The 16,691-nt window shown below is 69.3% G+C and carries 15 protein-coding genes and 1 pseudogene; 9 read left to right on the plus strand and 7 right to left on the minus strand.

What is annotated here, in order from left to right; translation table 11 throughout:
• Positions 1-2: 2 nt before the first annotated feature.
• Positions 3-1,022: a DUF2399 domain-containing protein gene (locus tag G7043_RS45465; RefSeq protein WP_166055618.1), complete on the plus strand. Its 1,020-nt coding sequence runs from the start codon at positions 3-5 to the stop codon at positions 1,020-1,022.
• Here the strand turns inward: G7043_RS45465 and G7043_RS45470 are convergent.
• A complete protein-coding gene (locus G7043_RS45470; RefSeq protein ID WP_166055620.1) occupies positions 1,011-1,487 on the minus strand; it encodes a MarR family winged helix-turn-helix transcriptional regulator in 477 nt (158 codons plus the stop codon). The genes G7043_RS45465 and G7043_RS45470 overlap by 12 nt on opposite strands.
• 56 nt (positions 1,488-1,543) lie before the next feature.
• On the opposite strand from G7043_RS45470, the gene G7043_RS45475 reads away from it, so the two are divergent.
• Together G7043_RS45475 and G7043_RS49100 are read left to right on the plus strand one after the other, a co-directional pair.
• The gene (locus G7043_RS45475) at positions 1,544-2,749 is read left to right on the plus strand and encodes an FAD-dependent monooxygenase (RefSeq protein ID WP_166055622.1); all 1,206 of its coding nucleotides are present in this window, start codon (positions 1,544-1,546) and stop codon (positions 2,747-2,749) included.
• A pseudogene (locus G7043_RS49100) lies at positions 2,746-3,252 on the plus strand (NmrA family NAD(P)-binding protein); the annotation flags it as partial. The gene G7043_RS45475 and the pseudogene G7043_RS49100, both read left to right, overlap by 4 nt.
• Before the next feature lie 209 nt (positions 3,253-3,461).
• Here the strand turns inward: G7043_RS49100 and nudC are convergent.
• The 4 genes from nudC to G7043_RS45500 are packed head-to-tail and all read right to left on the minus strand — an operon-like array spanning position 3,462 to position 8,710.
• On the minus strand, positions 3,462-4,409 hold the full coding sequence (gene nudC / locus G7043_RS45485; RefSeq protein ID WP_166055624.1) for an NAD(+) diphosphatase: 948 nt from the start codon (positions 4,407-4,409) through the stop codon (positions 3,462-3,464).
• Positions 4,406-5,806, minus strand: a complete 1,401-nt coding sequence (locus G7043_RS45490; protein ID WP_166055626.1) for a M16 family metallopeptidase — start codon at positions 5,804-5,806, stop codon at positions 4,406-4,408. The genes nudC and G7043_RS45490 overlap by 4 nt, the downstream gene beginning before the upstream one ends.
• Positions 5,803-7,086 carry a M16 family metallopeptidase gene (locus G7043_RS45495; protein ID WP_166055628.1) on the minus strand — a complete coding sequence of 428 codons (1,284 nt, stop codon included), beginning with the start codon at positions 7,084-7,086 and terminating at the stop codon, positions 5,803-5,805. The genes G7043_RS45490 and G7043_RS45495 overlap by 4 nt, the downstream gene beginning before the upstream one ends.
• A 10-nt stretch (positions 7,087-7,096) precedes the next feature.
• A complete protein-coding gene (locus G7043_RS45500) occupies positions 7,097-8,710 on the minus strand; it encodes a DUF2207 domain-containing protein (RefSeq protein ID WP_166055630.1) in 1,614 nt (537 codons plus the stop codon).
• A gap of 210 nt (positions 8,711-8,920) precedes the next feature.
• On the opposite strand from G7043_RS45500, the gene G7043_RS45505 reads away from it, so the two are divergent.
• The 3 genes from G7043_RS45505 (at position 8,921) to G7043_RS45515 (ending at position 12,323) form a co-directional block, all read left to right on the plus strand.
• Complete coding sequence (locus G7043_RS45505; protein WP_242643406.1) at positions 8,921-10,030, plus strand: neutral zinc metallopeptidase; 1,110 nt, start codon at positions 8,921-8,923, stop codon at positions 10,028-10,030.
• Positions 10,031-10,217: 187 nt separating this feature from the next.
• Positions 10,218-11,417, plus strand: coding sequence for a neutral zinc metallopeptidase (locus G7043_RS45510; RefSeq protein WP_278186060.1), 1,200 nt, complete (start codon positions 10,218-10,220; stop codon positions 11,415-11,417).
• A 12-nt stretch (positions 11,418-11,429) separates the two neighbouring features.
• Positions 11,430-12,323, plus strand: a complete 894-nt coding sequence (locus G7043_RS45515) for a neutral zinc metallopeptidase (RefSeq protein WP_166055633.1) — start codon at positions 11,430-11,432, stop codon at positions 12,321-12,323.
• Positions 12,324-13,006: 683 nt separating this feature from the next.
• On the opposite strand, the gene G7043_RS45520 is transcribed toward G7043_RS45515, so the two are convergent.
• Both G7043_RS45520 and G7043_RS45525 read right to left on the minus strand, forming a co-directional pair.
• The gene (locus tag G7043_RS45520) at positions 13,007-14,251 is read right to left on the minus strand and encodes a sensor histidine kinase (protein WP_313888415.1); all 1,245 of its coding nucleotides are present in this window, start codon (positions 14,249-14,251) and stop codon (positions 13,007-13,009) included.
• Positions 14,252-14,262: 11 nt separating this feature from the next.
• Positions 14,263-14,931 (minus strand): response regulator transcription factor, encoded by a 669-nt coding sequence (locus G7043_RS45525; protein WP_166055637.1) that lies wholly within the window; start codon positions 14,929-14,931, stop codon positions 14,263-14,265.
• A gap of 80 nt (positions 14,932-15,011) precedes the next feature.
• Between G7043_RS45525 and G7043_RS45530 the strand changes: the two genes are divergently transcribed.
• The 3 genes from G7043_RS45530 to G7043_RS45540 all read left to right on the plus strand — a co-directional run bounded on the left by G7043_RS45530 (position 15,012) and on the right by G7043_RS45540 (position 16,680).
• Positions 15,012-15,584 (plus strand): hypothetical protein, encoded by a 573-nt coding sequence (locus G7043_RS45530; RefSeq protein ID WP_166055639.1) that lies wholly within the window; start codon positions 15,012-15,014, stop codon positions 15,582-15,584.
• A 43-nt stretch (positions 15,585-15,627) separates the two neighbouring features.
• Positions 15,628-16,080: a hypothetical protein gene (locus tag G7043_RS45535; protein ID WP_166055641.1), complete on the plus strand. Its 453-nt coding sequence runs from the start codon at positions 15,628-15,630 to the stop codon at positions 16,078-16,080.
• 180 nt (positions 16,081-16,260) lie between these two features.
• The gene (locus tag G7043_RS45540) at positions 16,261-16,680 is read left to right on the plus strand and encodes an RICIN domain-containing protein (RefSeq protein ID WP_166055643.1); all 420 of its coding nucleotides are present in this window, start codon (positions 16,261-16,263) and stop codon (positions 16,678-16,680) included.
• The last annotated feature ends 11 nt before the right edge of the window (positions 16,681-16,691 follow it).

Below are 16,691 nucleotides of genomic sequence, written 5' to 3' on the forward strand. Positions count from 1 at the left end.
ACGTGATCGAGTACGACCGCCCCGAACTGGCCGAGTTCTGGCGCCTCGCGCGCGAGACGCTGGAGGGCGGCGGCCGGTCGGCGTTCAGCTTCCGCGTCGAGGACGCGGGCACCGCGGCCGCTCTCGGCGAACTGCTGCGCAAGCCGGTGGCACACCCGGCTCGCCGCCAGATCTCGTTGGCGCGCCTGGACGAACACCTCCGTGCGCACGGCAGCACGTTGCCCGAGGTGCTGGAATCCGTGCACGGCAGGCCGGTCGGCATGTCCTCTTCGGAAGAAGCACCGACCGCGGACGCCGTGGTGAAATTCGCGTTGCGCGAGCATGGTCTGTTGCAGGCCCCCTGGGCCGCCGAGTGGATCGAGCACGTCCGCCGGTACGGCAAGATCCCGCAGCCCGCGCTGCCGATGATCGCGAACCAGGCCGCGCAGATCCTGGCTCGCCTGAATCCCGAACCCCGCCGCTGGACGACCCGCTTCGCGTTGGCGGGCAACGATCTCGACGACGGCCGACCGCTCGCCCGGATCGTCGGCAGGGCGCTGGCGCTGGCCGGCACCGACTGGGAGCGCAGTGGCGTGTTGCCCGACGCCTACCGCAACCCGGTGCTGACGTCCCAGGGCTACCTGACGCTGAACGACACCCTCGAAGCCGCGGAGATCACCGTCGTCCGCAGCCCGCGCCTGCTCGAGTCCGGCGTGCCCGGTCCGTTGATGGTGCTCCCGAACGGACTCACGCCCCAGGCCAAGCACCACCTCGACGGCAAGACCGTCCGTTGCCACAACGACTTCACGCCCGACGGCATTCGCACCACCAACGACGTCCTCGCCTGGACCGGCGGCACGGCGTGGCGCATGTCAGCGGCCGACTACCGCGAGGCCGTGGCCACGCTGATCGCGCGCGGCGTGGAACTCCCGACCCTCAACGCCCGCCCGGAGACCGCGAGCTGGGACCCCGATCTGGCCGAGACCATGGCCACCACGGGCCTGATGGTCACCGAGGAGCACGTCCTGCCGTCACTGCTCTGACGGCTCCGAGGGCGCGAACCGCTTCACGTCCCACCGGCCGTGCCCCTCCATCAACTTGCGCCCGATCCGCCGCAGGTCGGCGAGGTCGCGGTCGTTCAACAGCTCGGTGAACTCCTCGGCCAGCGACGCCCGGTACACCCGCGCGGTGGTCCCGACGCACGCCTCTTCGCCCTCGTCCGTCAGCACCGCGTAGACGAGCCGCCGGTTGTCGGCCGGTTGCTCGCGAACCACCCACCCCCGCTTGACCAGTCGTTCGATCAGCCGCGTGACCCCGGACGGACTCACGTCCAGCAGCTCGACGAGCTCCGACATCTGCAGCCGCCCACCGTTGTGGTGCAGCTGGTAGAGCGCCACGTGCTCCAGCAGCGAGCACCCGGCCTCCGCCTCCATCCGCTGCCCCATAGCGGCCTTCACGGCGTCCACGCCCTGCTGCACGTACAGCCACGAGTAGATCGGCTCCGTCACCATCCCATCCTAAAACAGATTTGACCGCGCGATGTTTTCACGCTCAAATGTTGAGCATGAAAACGTCCTCTGAAGCCACCGTCGTCGGCGCGGGCCCGGTCGGTCTGCTGCTCGCCTGCGAACTCGCCCTCCACGGCGTCCGCACCACCGTGCTCGAACGCCTCACCACCCAGGCCGACACCATCAAGGCTCACATGATCAGCGGCCGCACCTACGACATGCTCGCCATGCGCGGCCTGGGGCCGGCCGTCACCGCCGCCAGCGAGGCCGAAACCTCCCGCCTCTCCTGGTACCGCCGCAGCACGGGCCACTTCGCCGGACTGTTCAAACTGGACGGTCAGGACCTCGTCATGCTGAGCCAGCAGGCCCTGGAACGCCTCCTGGAGTCGCGCGCCCGGGAACTGGGCGTGACCATCCACCGCGGTGTCGACGTGACCACCCTCGACCTGGACTCGGAGTGGATCGTCGGCTGCGACGGCGGGCGCAGCACCGTCCGCAAGCTCGCCGGCATCGACTTCCCCGGCACCGGTCCCAGCCTCACCGGCTACCAGGCGATCGTCGACCTCGAAGGTGACCTGGACCGGGGCTGGAACCACACCCCCACCGGCGTCTACGCCTCCGGTCCCCTCAAGGGCCGCATCATGATGATCGAGTACGACGGCCCGCCCGCGACGCGTGAGGTCACCGGGGAAGTCCTCGAAGCCAGCCTCCGCCGGGTGAGCGGCCGCGACGTCCGCATCACCGCCGTGCACACCGCCACCGTCTGGACCGACAACACCCGCCAGGCCACCACCTACCGTCGCGGCAACGTCCTGCTGGCGGGCGACGCCGCTCACGTGCACTCACCGTTCGGCGGCCAGGGCCTCAACCTGGGCCTCCAGGACGCCCTGAACCTCGGCTGGAAGCTGGCCACCGGCGACTCGGCCCTGATCGACACCTACACCGCCGAACGCCACCCGGTGGCCGAACGGGTCCTGCGCAACACCATGGCCCAGGTCGCCCTGACCCGCCCCGATCCGCAGGCCCGGGAGCTCTACGCGCTGTTCAGCGACCTGCTGGACCTCCCAGAGGTCAAGCGCCGCGTCTCCGCCATGGTCCAGGGCACCGACATCCGCTACGACACGGACTGCGACCACCCGCTGGCCGGCACGTTCGTCCCGGGCCTGGATCTCGCAGACGGCAAGGGCACCACCATCGCGCTCGACGGCAAGAGCGCCACCATCCGTCCCGACGGCTACATCTCGAGGATCGACACACCGTGAAAATCGCAGTCACCGGCGCGACCGGCACCCAGGGCGGCGCCGTCGCCCGGCTCCTGTCCGAACGCGGCCACGACGTCCGCCGCGTCACCCGCAACCCGCGGCACCCCGACGACGTCCACGGCGACTTCGACGACCCGGCCTCGCTCAGCACGGCGTTCGCGGGCGTCGACGGCCTGTTCCTGATGACCCCGCTGAGCGGCCCCGGCGAAGTGGCTCAGGGCAAAGCGGCGATCGACGCGGCACGGCACGTCCCGCACGTCGTCTTCACGTCCGCCACCAACGCCGACCGCGCCACCGGCATCCCGCATTTCGACACCAAGGCGGAGATCGAACGGCACCTGGCCGCCCACCATCCACAGTGGACCGTGCTGGGCCCGGCGGCCTTCATGAGCCACCACGGTCCGGTGGCCCTGCCGATCCCGCCGACCCTGAAACTGCACCTGATCGCACCGGAAGACATCGCCGCGGTGGCCGTGCTGGCGTTCGAGCAGCCCGAACGGTTCCGCAACCGCCGCCTGGACATCGCGGGAGACCAGCTCACCGGCCCGGAGATGGCCGCTCTCCGGCACACCGAGTTCGTCGAGGTCTCCCGCGCCCAGGCCGAGGTCTACTCGCCCGACCTGGCGGCGATGTTCCGCTACTTCACCGACGTCGGGCTGGACCTGGATCTCGAGGCGCTGCACGCGGAGCTCCCCGAGATCCGCTGGCACAGCTACGCGGACTGGCTCCAGCTCTGCAGCATCCGGAACGCGATCGACGCGCCACCGGCGAGCCCGAGTCCGTCAACGCTGCCGGGCACCTCGATCGCCCGGCGCACGTCGGCCCGGGAAACCCACTTGGCCTCGGCGATCTCACCCTCGGCGAGCCGCAGCGGTTCCGCCGGATCGGCAACGGCCTCGAACCCGATCATCAACGACCGGGGGAACGGCCACGGCTGGGACCCGAGGTAGCGGATGTCCCGCACGGAGATCCCGACCTCTTCCAGGATCTCCCGCGCGACGCAGGCCTCCAGCGACTCGCCGGCCTCGACGAAGCCGGCCAGCACGGAGAACCGGCCCTCCGGCCACTCCGGACCGCGGGCCACCAGCACCTGATCCGCGCCGTCGTGCACCAGGCAGATCACCGCCGCGTCGGTGCGCGGGTACTCCTCGCGCTCGCAGCCCGAGCAGACGCTGATCCAGCCGGACTTCTCCAGCACGGTCCGCGCACCGCACTTGGCGCAGTACTTCCCGAGCCGGTGCCACTGGAACAACGCCGCCGCGGTCGTGAAGAGCCCCGCCGACATGTCGTCGAGCGTCGCACCGGCCTGCCGCAGGTCGAGCCACTGCGGCTCGTCCGTGAGCTCCGGCGGACCCCACGCGCGGCTGGCCGGCACCTGTTCGCCTGCCTCGGCGGGCATCAGCACGGCGAAGTACGCCACGCCGTCCTGCTCACCCAGCAGGACGGCGTTCACCGGTGGCTGGTCGCCGAACTCGGTCGCGGGCCGGTCAGCGAGCCGCGTGCCGCGATCAGCGACCAACGTGCGGCCCCGCGTGTCGACCACGATCATCCGTGCCTTGGGCCAGAGCGCGGCGAGCTTCTCCTCGTCGCCGCGCAACGGCTCGCACCGGTCGATCGCGGACCGCGACAGCGCGGGAAGGCCGACCAGGTCGAAGGTCACTGGAACGCAACCCCGCCCAACGCGGACAGCTTCGCCTTCAGCTGCTCGGCGTCACCGACCAGCACGCCGGTGAAGTTGCCCGGCGCGAAGAACTCCAGCGCCGCCGCGGCGACCTGCTCGGGCGTGACCGCCTGCAGCCGCTGCGGGTGCGCCACCAGCCAGTCGATGCCCAGGCCGAGCGCGACGAGGTTCACGACGAACGACGCGAGACCGGACTGCGAGGACGTGGTGGTGAGCAGCGTGCCGATCGCATAGCTGCGGGCGACGTCCACTTCGGACTCCGACGGCGGGACCATGCCGAGGCGCGCCAGCTCGTAGCGGGTCTCCAGCAGCGCCGCCGCCGTCACGTCCGAAGCCGTGTCCGCGTCGACCAGCAGCGTGGCACCGTGCACGGTGAACTCGGGGTGCGAGCGCGCGCTGTAGGTGTAGCCCTTGTCCTCGCGGATGTTCTCGACCAGTCGCGACGAGAAGAACCCGCCGTAGACCAGGTTCGCGAGCTGCAGCGCCGGGTAGCGCTCGTCGGTGCGCGGAATCGCCTGTGCGGCAAGGCGGATCTGCGACTGCACGGCACCGGCGCGGTGCACCAGCAGCACGTCGCCACCGGTCACGGGCGGCAGCGGCGGCAGCTGGACGGCCTCGCCCTCGCCCTGCCACTCGGCCAGCGCCTCGCCGATCTGCGCGACGGCCTCGGCCGGGTCGACGTCGCCGACGACCACGAAGACCGAGCCGCGCGGCAGCAACGCCTTGCGGTGCAACGCGACCACGTCTTCGCGGGAGACCTCGGCGACCTCGTCGGCGTCCGGCATCTCCTTGGCGTACGGGTGGTCGCCGTACAGGACCTTCTGCAACGCCTCACGCGCGATGACGCTCGGCTGCGACCGGGCGATCGTGATGCGCTCGACCAGGCGAGCCCGCTCGCGCTCCACCTCGTCGGCCGGGTACGACGCGGACGTCAGCACGTCGCGCAGCACGTCCAGCACGGTGCCGAGGCCGCTGGCCAGGGCGTTGCCGGTGAAGCTCAGGCGCTCCGGGTCGACCACGGAGTCGAGCTCGCCGCCGACCAGCGCCAGCTCGGTGTCGATCTCCACGCGGGACCGCGACGCGGTGCCGGTCAGCACGGTGTTCGCGAGGATCTCCGCCTGCGCCGCGTGCGCCGAACCGACGCTCGACGCGGCCGGGTCGGCGAACGGCACGCGCAGCCGCAGCTCGACCATCGGCACGGTGGCGCGGCGCACGGCGATGACGCGCAGGCCGTTCGGCAGCACCGTGTCCACAGTGGACAGATCGGCGGCCGCCTTCTGCTCGCCCAGCTCCGGCAACGGGCGCGGGCCGGTAGCGGTACGCCCGATCTCCTCGGCGGAACGGTGGGTCTTGGCCGCCGAAACAGACGCGGTCACTGGGCTCCTCCGGTGGGCTTGACGAGAAGAAGGGCGCGGGCGTCGGGACGCAGCGCCTTGGCCGCGGCGGACACCTCGTCCACGGTCACCGACGCGATCCGCTCGGGCAGTTCGTAGATCAGCTCGGCGCGGCCGAACAGCAGCTCCGCGGAGCCGAGGCCCAGCGTGCGGTTCGTGAGCCGGTCGTGCTCCTTGTGCATGGTCGACGCCCAGCGGGCGGTGACCTTCGCGAGCTCCTCGGTCGACGGCGGCTCCTGCGCGAGCTTCTGCAGTTCCTCGTCGATCGCCGCGACGACCTGCTCGGCCGGGACCTCGGCGGCGTGGATCGCGGTGATGCTGAACGTGTCGGGGTCGCGGGCCTCCAGCGGCCCGAACAGGCCGCAGCCGGCGTTCAGGTCGATCACGATGCCCTCGCGGTGCACCAGACGCTGCTGCAGGCGCGACCCGTCGCCGTCCGCCAGCACGCCGGCGAGCACCAGGTACGCGAGGTAGCCGTCGATGTCGGTGACCGGGTCCGGCACGCGGTAGCCGATCGCGATCGCGGGCAGCGGGGCCAGCGCGTCGCCGTGCTCCTGCCGCACCTCGCCCTGCGGGGCGGGCTCCGCGAACGACGGGCGCTCGGGCTTCGGCCGCGCGGGCACGTCGCCGAAGTGCTTCTCCACCAACGTCTTCGCGGTCTCGACGTCGAGGTCGCCCGCGACCGTCAGCACCGCGTTGGACGGCGAGTAGTAGGTGTCGAAGAACTCCGCGCAGTCGTCGACCGTGGCGCTCTCCAGGTCGACGAAGTCGCCGTAGCCGTTGTGCGCGTTGGCGAACGTCTTGAACAGCACCGGCGGCAGCAGGATCCAGGGGAACCCGCCGTACGGGCGGTTCAGCACGTTGAGCCGGATCTCCTCCTTCACCACGTCGATCTGGTTGCGGAGGTTCTCCTCGGTGATCTTCGGGGCGCGCATGCGGTCCGCCTCGAGGAACAGCGCCCGCTCCAGCGCCGCCGAGGGCAGCACCTGGTAGTAGTCCGTGTAGTCCGGGTGCGTGGACCCGTTGAACGTGCCGCCCGACGACTGCACATGGCGGAAGTGAGCCAGCTTCTCGAGGCTCTCGCTGCCCTGGAACATCAGATGTTCGAAGAGGTGCGCGAAACCGGTGCGCCCCTCGGGCTCGGAGCGGAAGCCGACGTCGTAGTGCACGCTGACGCCGACGACCGGTGCGCTGGCGTCGGGGGCGAGCACCACCCGCAGGCCGTTGGGCAACGTGAACCTGTGCAGTTCGGGTGAGGCCATGTGCGCCAGCCTACGGGTTCGGCGTCCGGAGCGATCGCAGGTGGCCCGCCTGGGCGAGCACGCCGTCGAGCGCCCCCAGGAACGCGGGGAAGCTGCGCCGGAAATCGGTCGCGTTCCCGTACCAGTAGAGGTCCTGCTGACCGAACGTCGCGAGCCAGCGCTCGGTCTCGCCGAGCACCACGGCGTACGGCAGCGAACGGGAGAACACGAGCTCGCGGTCGCCCTCGGGGACGTCGTCCGGCGTCACGCCGTGGAGATACCCGCGCAGACCGCGCACGTGCTCCAGCAACTCGCTGCCGCGCTTGGTGCGGGCGGGCATCGACCGCGCGCCGAACGTGAGCGCGACACCACCGACCGCGACGGCGAGCCCGAACAGCGCGTTGCCGATCGTCAGCGCCAGCACGACCGTGGCGACCACGCCCAGCACCGCGATCACGATGCCCACCCACCAGAACAGGCTGCGCTCGGCGTCCGGGCGGCGCACGAACCAGCGCTTCTCCACGACGTCGGCGTACAGCTCGTCGCGGACCCGCGCGAGATCGATCCCCCGGCCACGCAGCTCGGACACGGTCACCGCGTCCACGCCGTCGGGCAGCAGTGCCGTGTAGACGGCCTTCTCGTAGCCGGACAACGAGGCATCGGCCGGGTTGCGGCGCACGATCTGCCAGTCGTGGCCCTCGGTCTCGGCGATCCAGACGTAGTTGCGGACCGCGAGGTCGATCACCGTGGCCGTCACGTCGACGACGTCCACGTGCTCGTCGACGACGGTGCCGACCTGGCCGGGCAGCACGCCGTCGGGCGACGCGAACGCGACCCGGCCGCTCTGGTCGCGCACCAGCACGGAGACCGCGCCGACCTCGCTCGCGAGCGCCGCGGCGTCCCGGCCGCGCAGGTACCAGAGCAGCGCGACACCGCCCAGCAGCAACACCAGCAGCCCGCCGAGCGCGATGCCGCTCACCGGCGTCAGCGCGAACGCGGCCGCCAGGCCGGACTCCTCGACCACGACCGCGTTCGGCGGCACGACACCGGCGGACAGTCCGATCGCGAGGTCGACGCGTTCGCCCGCGGCGAGCTTGATCTCCTGCGCCCGCACGCCTTTGCCGTCCGCGAGGTCCGCGCTGGTGCACGGCTGCGACGAACCGACGGGGCCCGCGAGACAGTTCACCGATGTGGGTGAGTCGGGGGCGGAGAACGAGACGGCGACCTTGTCGAGCTCGGTGTCCCAGCCACCGGCGACCTGCCAGCGGACCTCCAGCGCGTCACCGACGGGGGCGACCGCGCCGACGACGGTGTAGGTCAGCGTGGTCCTGCCGCCCTTGAACACGACGGAGAACTTCTCACCGACCGCTTCGACGCTGCCGCTGCCGTCGACCTTGGCGTCGGTGACCTGGTACTGGCGCTCGAGATCGTTGCCGACGGCGAGTCGCAAGGGGACGGTCCGCTTGACCGTCTTGCCGTCCGGCACGGTCACGGTCTCGGTGACGGTGAGCTTGGCGTCGCGCTCCAGCTTCATCCGGACCTCGGTGCTGACAGTGCCGGGAAGCGGCTGCGCGAGCGCGCCAGCAGCCGTCGTGGACGTCAGCGCGGCCGCGGCGAAGATCGCCACTCCCCAGTTCTTCAACACGGCTGCGGACAATAGCGGAGTCCTCATATGCTCCGGCGGACTTTCGTACAGACGCCATCTGGGGGATCTTCGGCGATGACGCAACCACCGCATCCGGGCTGGCCACCGCCACGCCCGGTCGGCCCACCGCCCGTGCCCGCACCACCTCCGTACGGGCCGCCGATGCCTCCCCGCCCAGTTCAGGGACCTCCACCCGGCCAGCGTCCGCCGATGGTGCCCCCGCCGCAGATGCGCCCGCCGCTGCCGCCACCCCGCTACGCACCGCTGCCGCCGCCGCGTCCGGTGATGCCGCCGCCCCAACCGACTTGGGGTTACCAGCCACAGCCCGGTTTCGCGCCGTACCCGGTGCTGCCGCCGCGCCGGAAGAGCAGCAACGGCCCGATTCTGGCGCTAGTGCTGGGTGGCGTGGTGATCATCGGGTTAGGTGCCGTCGGTGTGTTCGCGGCGACGTTCAACAACAAGGTGAAGGACACGGGCTACTCGAACTACACGACGTACAGCCCGACCGGCACCTACACAACTACGACGACAACGACCACCACGACGACGTCCACGCGCACGTCGTCGACCCGGACGTCGAGCACGCAGCCGACCCCGGTGGGCCCGAAGGCCGTCTACAAGCTCGCCGACCACCCGATCTTCAGCACCGGCGTCGGCGCGAACGACTTCGGCGCGTGCCCGTTGCCGAAGATGGAGTACAACCCGGCGGGCGAGGAGCGGTTCCTCTCGGCCGCGCTGCCGTGCATCGAGAAGGCGTGGCAGCCGGCGTTGAAGGCGGCGAACCTGCCGTACCAGCCGGTCGAACTGCAGGTGTTCACCGGCACCACGCAGACGCCGTGCGGTTCGCGCCAGGCCAACTCGACCGCGATGTTCTGCCGGGGAGTCATCTACTGGCCCGGTAACTTCTACTCGAACGAGGGCGGCTCGACGGTCCGTCACCCCGGCGTGTACCTCGGCCAGCTCAGCCACGAGTACGGCCACCACGTCCAGTGGCTGACCGGCCTGATGCGCGCCGCGGACCAGGCCCAGTACGACGTCGGCGGCTTCGACACGCCCAAGGGTCTCGAGCTCAACCGCAGGCTGGAGCTGCAGGCCACCTGCATCGGCGGCATGACGCTGGCGCCGTTCTCGCACAAGAACGTCGTGCCGATGGATGTCGTGAACACCGGTCTGTCGGACGCGGGCCAGCGCGGCGACTACGACCGCAGGCCGGACCACGGCAGCGCGCCGAACAACGAGCGCTGGGTGATGCACGGCCACAAGCAGAACGACATCAAGGCCTGCAACACCTGGGCGGCAAGCGCCGGCGACGTCTCGTGAACCGATCCCCATGCCCGCGCGTCTCAAGAACGCGGACGGGACGCATTAGCCCGGTCGGGGGACACGTGATCTCGCTCCGCATATGCTCGTACCCGACCCAGGCTCACCAATGGGGGGACCTCAGGCGATGACGCAACCACCGCCGCCGGGCAATTGGCCGCCACCACGCCCGGTAGGCCCGCCGCCCATGCCCGCACCGCTCGGGCAGCGTCCGGCACCAGGCTCACCGCCCCCTCCCCACGGCATGCCCCAGGGCCCACCGCCGACCTACGGCCCACCGCCCGGCCAGTACCAGCAGTACGGCCCGCCACCTCCGGGCCCGGTCATGCCGCCACCGCAACCGACGTGGGGCGCCCCACCCGGCGGCGGCTACCAGCCCGGTTACGGCCCGTACCCGCCGATGCAGCCGCGCAAGAAGAGCAACGGCCCCATCCTGGCGCTGGTCCTGGGCGGCGTCGTGGTCCTCGGTCTGGGCGCGGTCGGCGTCTTCGCGGCCACCTTGAACAACAAGGTGAACGACACGGGCTACTCGAACTACACGCCCCAAAGCCCCACGTTCACCGCGCCCACCACCACGGACGAGCCGACCACGACGACAACAGCCGGCCCGCCGTCGCGCCCGCCGTCGTCCAAGTCCCCCTCCACCGGCCAGACCCAGGCAGGCGGGAAGGCCGTCTACGCGCTGGCGGACCACCCGTTCCTGAAGGCGAACTTCGGCGCGAACACGATCGCGGCCTGCCCGCTCCCCGCCATGGACTACTCCCCGGCAGGCCAGGACGCCTTCCTGCGAGCGGCACTCCCGTGCATCGAGAGCATGTGGAAGCCCGCCCTGCAGGCCGCGAACCTCCCGTACCAGCCCGTTGAGCTGCACGTCATCACCGAAACCGCCCAATACCCGTGCGGCACCGTCCGCCCGGACCAGACCGCGCGCTACTGCCAGGGCGGCATCTACTGGACGGCGAACGCCTACGCCGCCGAACGCAACCCGAACAACCCGAACCACCCCGGCAAGTACCTGGGCCAGCTGGCCCACGAGTACGGCCACCACATCCAGTGGCTCACCGGAATGCTGAAAGCCTCGGACCGCGCGCAGTACGACGCGGGAGGGTGGGATACTCCGAAGGGCCTCGACCTGAACCGCCGGATGGAGCTACAGGCAACCTGCTTCGGCGGGATGTCACTAGCCCCGTTGTCGCACGGAGCGATCCCCATCGACGTCATCAGGGTCGCCCTGTCCGACGCAGGCAACCGAGGCGACTACGACATCTACCCGACCAAGGACCACGGCTCACCGCAGAACAACGCGAACTGGGTGAACCAGGGCTACAAGACGAACCAGGCATCGGCCTGCAACACCTGGGCAGCCGACGCCGGCACCGTCTCCTAGAAAGGGGCGAACGTGACCCAACCAGCCAAGAACAACCCGGTGCTGCTAGCGGGAGTGTTCGTGCTGGTGGTCGCGTTCGTCCTCGGAATCGGTCAACTGAGCCGCCCCAGACTGGTGACCGGCCACCCCTTGGCAGGCTCCCGCCCGGCCACGCCCCCGTCAACGGAGCCGACCACCCCGATCCGCCCCCGAGCCGTCTACCGCCTGGCAGACCACCCGTTCCTGGTAAAGCCGGCCTCCCTGGCCCAGAACACCTGCGCCCTACCGCCCTTCGGCGTCTCCGACCAACAACTGGCCGCCTACTACGCGGCAGGCGTCGACTGCCTGGACGCAGCCTGGGGCCCCCTCCTCACGGCAACGAACCTGCCCTTCGAAAAGCCGTCGCTGGACGCCTCCCCAGAACTGAAAGACGGCCCGTGCGGCGCCGCCCCGGAAAGCGACCACGCCGTCGCCTACTACTGCGGCCGCAACAGAACCATCTACATGCCCACCGCCCGCCTGCGCGACAACGGCGGCGGCGACGCCCCAGCAACCCACCTGGCCACCCTCTCCCACGAGTACGGCCACCACGTACAAGCCCTGACCGGCCTGCTGCGCGCCGCCGACCTGAAAATCACCGACGCAGGCGAAAAGACCCCAGCGGGCCTGGAAATGTCGCGCCGAATCGAACTCCAGGCAAACTGCTTCGCGGGCATGTTCCTGGCCAGCGCAGCAGGCAGAGGCTCGGTCCCCACCAGCCTGGCCCGCCAAGCGCAGGACGACTTCCAGTACGCCATCGAGGAAGAGCCAGAAAACAACGCGCACGGCTCAGCCACCAACCAAGCGCAATGGGCAACAGCAGGCTTCAAGGCAAACTCGACAACAGCCTGCAATACCTTCTCGGCAACCCCTCAACAAGTCGCATAGCCAACGGCGAAGGCGAAGCCGGGCCGAAAAACCCCCGCACTACGCAAGCCCACCAACGCAACCAAACTACGCAACGCGCAGCCGCCAAAAGCAACGGGCGTGCCATCAACCCGCGTGCGGCGCTGGCCGGTCTTTGATCGGTTGTCGGGGGGTCTGGGGCAGGGCCCCGGCAAAGTCGTTTCTGCTGGCGGGGCGCCTGCAAGTACTGAGCCTTTTCCATCCTGTTTCAGCTGGTCCTGCTGTCGGAACGTGAGTGTCGGGCTGGTTGCGCTCTCATGGTGTTGGTGAGGGAAGTTGGTAGTAGCTGGCGTGATCAGCAAACGCTTGCGTCGGCGGTTTTCTACTACCATCTCGTCATCTGCTGGTGACGGAACATCGCGGACCAGCACGAACAAGTTGGAAAAGGCTCACCACCAACCCTTGATCAAATCGCCGCTAACTACACCCAACATGTTCGGCGACTACCGAACATGGCTGAGCCGGGATCGGCAAGACCAGTTGGTGGTAGCAAAGTGCTTGTTGATGTTGGGGTGGTGGTACTTGCAGACGCCATCGGCAGCCAGGCGGATGGCCTGACGGGACTTTGCCGGGCCCTTGGGGTCTGGGGGACGGAGTCCACCCAGGTGGAAGCACGCAACAGGAACCCGCCAACGCAACCTGACCCACTACGCAACCGGGGAACCCTACGAAACCGGCGCCTCAGGCAACACAACCCGAAAAACCGCTCCACCCTCAGAAGGCTCACAAGTCAGTTCCCCACCGTGAGCCCGAACGACCCCCCGAGCAATGGCGAGCCCCAACCCAGACCCCCCAGACCGCCGATCCCGAGCATCATCCAGCCGAACCAACCGATCAAAGATCCGCTCCCGCTCGGACTCAGGCACCCCAGGCCCGTCGTCAGACACGGTGAACCCGGTCAGATCCACCCGAATCCGCACACGACCACCCGGCCCAGTCGCCTGCCGAGCGTTGTCCACAAGATTCGCCAGCACCTGCGCAAGCCGTTGCCCGTCGCCAAGAACGGTCACCGAAACCCCATCGGCAGCGATGTCGAAGTCCGGCGCCACGAACCGAGTCCGGGCCACCTCAGCCTCAGCCAGCCCGAGCAAGTCCACCGACTCCCGCTGCATCTCATACCCGGCGTCCAACTGAGCGAGCGCCAACAGGTCGTCCACCAACCGCCCAGCCCGCCGAGCCTCCCGCACCAGCAGGAACGACATCTGATCCCGATCAGGCGAGTCAACAGGAGCCTGCACCAAAGCCTCGGCCACCGCCTGCACCCCAGTGATCGGCGTCCGCAACTCGTGCGCGGCATCCGCCACAAAACGGCGAGTCCGCTGCTCCGACCCCTCCAACGAGTCCAACATCCCGTCAAAGGCCGCCGCGGTACGCCCCAACTCGGTATCGGTGCGCGAGGGATTCAACCGCCCACCCCGATGCCCAGCCGCAATCGCCTGAGCCAACGAAGTCATGGCGTCCAACGGCGCCAACGCCCGCCGAACCACCCAGATCATCAACACCCCGGTGATCACGATGGCGCCGATCCCCAGCATGATCAGCAGCTTCCGCAACCGCCCCTGGGCCTGCGAAATGGCCTCGGTGTCCGCGTAGAACGTGAACTTCGCCCCGCGAATCACCTGGTTCTTGCGCTGGAACAACCCCTCGTCAGGCGCCTCCCCGAACCGGGTCCCGTTCGGCAACTCCACCGTGACGTGCACGTTCCGCTTGGTCAGCTGCCGCACGACCTCCCGCGGCTGCGACCCGCGCAGCATCATCGTGGCCGCGCGCGACTCGGCGTCGCGCAGCACGAGGTCGACGTCCTTGTTGGACTGCCCCTCGAACGTCCGGTCCACCGCGATCACCAACGCCACCAGCACCAGGAACAGCACCAACAGCACCGACACCGCGACCCGGCGCCTCAGGGACACCGTCTTCAAACTCATTCGTCGGCCCGCAGCACGTACCCAAGGCCTCGCACGGTGTGCACGAGCCGTGGTCCGTGCTCCTCCAACTTGCGTCGCACGGCGGAAATGTGGACCTCGACGAGGTTCGGGTCGTAGTCCTCGTAACCCCACACGGCGGTCAAGATCTGCGTCTTCGACACCACCCGCCCACGCTGAGCCGCCAGGTACACCAGCAGCCGCAGCTCGGTCGCGGTCAGCTCGATCGTCTGATCAGCGCGCATCACCACGCCCGCATCGGCGTCCACCACCAGGTCACCGACCTGCACCGTCGAGGGCGTCCGGCCGAGGCGTCGCAACACGGCGGACACCCGCGCCACCAGCTCGGCCAGCACGAACGGCTTGCCCACGTAGTCGTCGGCACCGCCGGACAGCCCGCGCAACCGGTCCGGCACGCCGTCGCGCGCGGTCAGCATGACCACCCCGGCGCCGGACGCACGACGGATCACCTCGAGGAGCTGGAAACCGTCGCGGCCGGGCAGCATCACGTCGAGCACGACCAGGTCGGGGCGGAACCGCCCCAGGTCGGCCTCCAGCTGGCGCCCGTCCAGCCGGTGCTGCACCTCGTACCCGGACTCGCGCAACGCGGACGACACCGCGGCGCCGATCGCCTCGGCGTCCTCGATCACCAACACCCTGGCGGACACCTCACCATTCTGCTGATCATCCGGACTTCGGGCGACTCGCCTTCAGCTCACGCTCAGATTGCGCGCGCACGCTGTGCCCCATGTCGAAGAAATCAGCGTGGGCCGGCGCCATCGTCGCGGCCGTCGGGCTCACCGTCGGCGGCATCGCGGTCGCGACAGCGGCCGAAGGCCACGACAGCGCGCCGAACGCGGCGTTCGCGGAACGTCACCCCGGCGGTCCTGGCAAGCCGGGCCGCCCGGACAAGGCGAAACTGAAGGACAGCACGCTCGTCGTCGGACGCGTGAAGTCGGTCGAGACCGGCAAGCTCACCATCACCAAGGACGACGGCAGCGACGTGTCGTTGACCACGGACGGCTCCACGAAGCTGCGCGGCGGCGACCTCGCCGGGCTCAAGGCCGACCAGCGCGTGACCGTGCGGGTGAAGGACGGCAAGGCGCTCAACGTGGCCCTGGCCAAGGCCAACGAGCGCGGCACGATCAAGGACGTCAACGGCAACAACGCCACGTTGGTGCAGGTGGACGGCCTGCAGACGCCTCTCGACCTGTCGGCCGTGAGCGAGAAGCCGAAGAACGGCGACCTCGTCACCGTGACCGGGACCGTGTCCGACGGCAAGACCATCAAGGTCGAGCAGCTGCGCCAGCTGCCGAAATAAACCTGGGCTCCACGCGGACCGCCGCGTCTGCGAACATCGCAGTGTGGCGGTTCCGCGAAGCCCGGACAGATGGGTGTTCATCCTGCTGGTCGTAGGACTGGTCGGGATCGGGGTCGCGGTCGCGCTCTTGGTGCCCGCCAAGGTGCTCGGCGCCGAGGAACCCCCCAGACCCGTGGCCGCGACCGTCGTCGAGACCGGCGCGTGCGGCCAGGGCATGGACACCGTCGAATGGGACGCCGGCGGTCAGAAGAAACAGGCCAAGCTGGACGGCTGCGGCCACAGCAAGGGCGAGACCGTCGAGATCGTCACGACCGGCAACGACATGGTCTCCTCCGCCTCCTCGGTCCCCTCCGGACTGCCGGTCGGGCGCCGTCTCACCGCGTTGCTGCTGTGCATGGCAGCCCTGGCGGGCGGCTTCTACGCATTCCTCTTCCGCTATGCGCCTCTGCGAGCGCCGGCGGTGCTGCCCACTCCGCGGCAGGAGCGGGTTTCTTAGCTCCGTTCGGTCTATTCCGCTCTTCCGAACTCCGCAATACCGTGGTTCCCAGTGTTCACTTTTCAGCCTGGGGGCTTTGTGAAGCGCGCAAGAATTCGAATCGCGACCGCATTTTTCGGAGTAGCACTCGCCTTGGCCGGCGTCTTTCAGCCCGCGAGCGCGGAACCAACGCAGACGGACGTGGAGATCGACCTCGGCTTCCGGCTCGTGAACTGGAACAGCACCAAGTGCGCTCTGGCCCGGGGCGGGGCCGACAACACGCCCATCGTCCAGTACACGTGCCTGGCCTACCAAGACCAGAGGTGGAACCTCGCCGCCAAGGGCGGGGGAAAGTTCCAGATCTACAACATGAACAGCGGCAAGTGCCTGCTCGTCCGAGGTTCTGCGAACGAGGCACCCGTAGTCCAGTTCACGTGCCTGGACTACGCCGACCAGTACTGGGAGATCATCCCTTATACGCCCGCCGTTTACTTCTGGCTGCGAAACGTCAACAGCGGCAAGTGCCTGCTCGTCCGCGGGAACAACGACAACGCCCAGTTGGTGCAAACCGAGTGCGCCGGCTACCCGGACCAGGCCTGGGCCCAGTTGGCCCCATCCTGATCCGCTGATGA

Source organism: Lentzea alba (genome assembly GCF_011067745.1).
Classification (GTDB): domain Bacteria; phylum Actinomycetota; class Actinomycetes; order Mycobacteriales; family Pseudonocardiaceae; genus Lentzea; species Lentzea alba.

Coding starts and splice junctions, on each gene's coding strand:
- G7043_RS45495 (WP_166055628.1), bottom strand. CDS start 7,086: ATGGCCTCACCCGAACTGCACAGGTTCACGTTGCCCAACGGCCTGCGG.
- G7043_RS45505 (WP_242643406.1), top strand. CDS start 8,921: ATGGTGCCCCCGCCGCAGATGCGCCCGCCGCTGCCGCCACCCCGCTAC.
- G7043_RS45475 (WP_166055622.1), top strand. CDS start 1,544: ATGAAAACGTCCTCTGAAGCCACCGTCGTCGGCGCGGGCCCGGTCGGT.
- G7043_RS45530 (WP_166055639.1), top strand. CDS start 15,012: ATGTCGAAGAAATCAGCGTGGGCCGGCGCCATCGTCGCGGCCGTCGGG.
- G7043_RS45510 (WP_278186060.1), top strand. CDS start 10,218: ATGCCCGCACCGCTCGGGCAGCGTCCGGCACCAGGCTCACCGCCCCCT.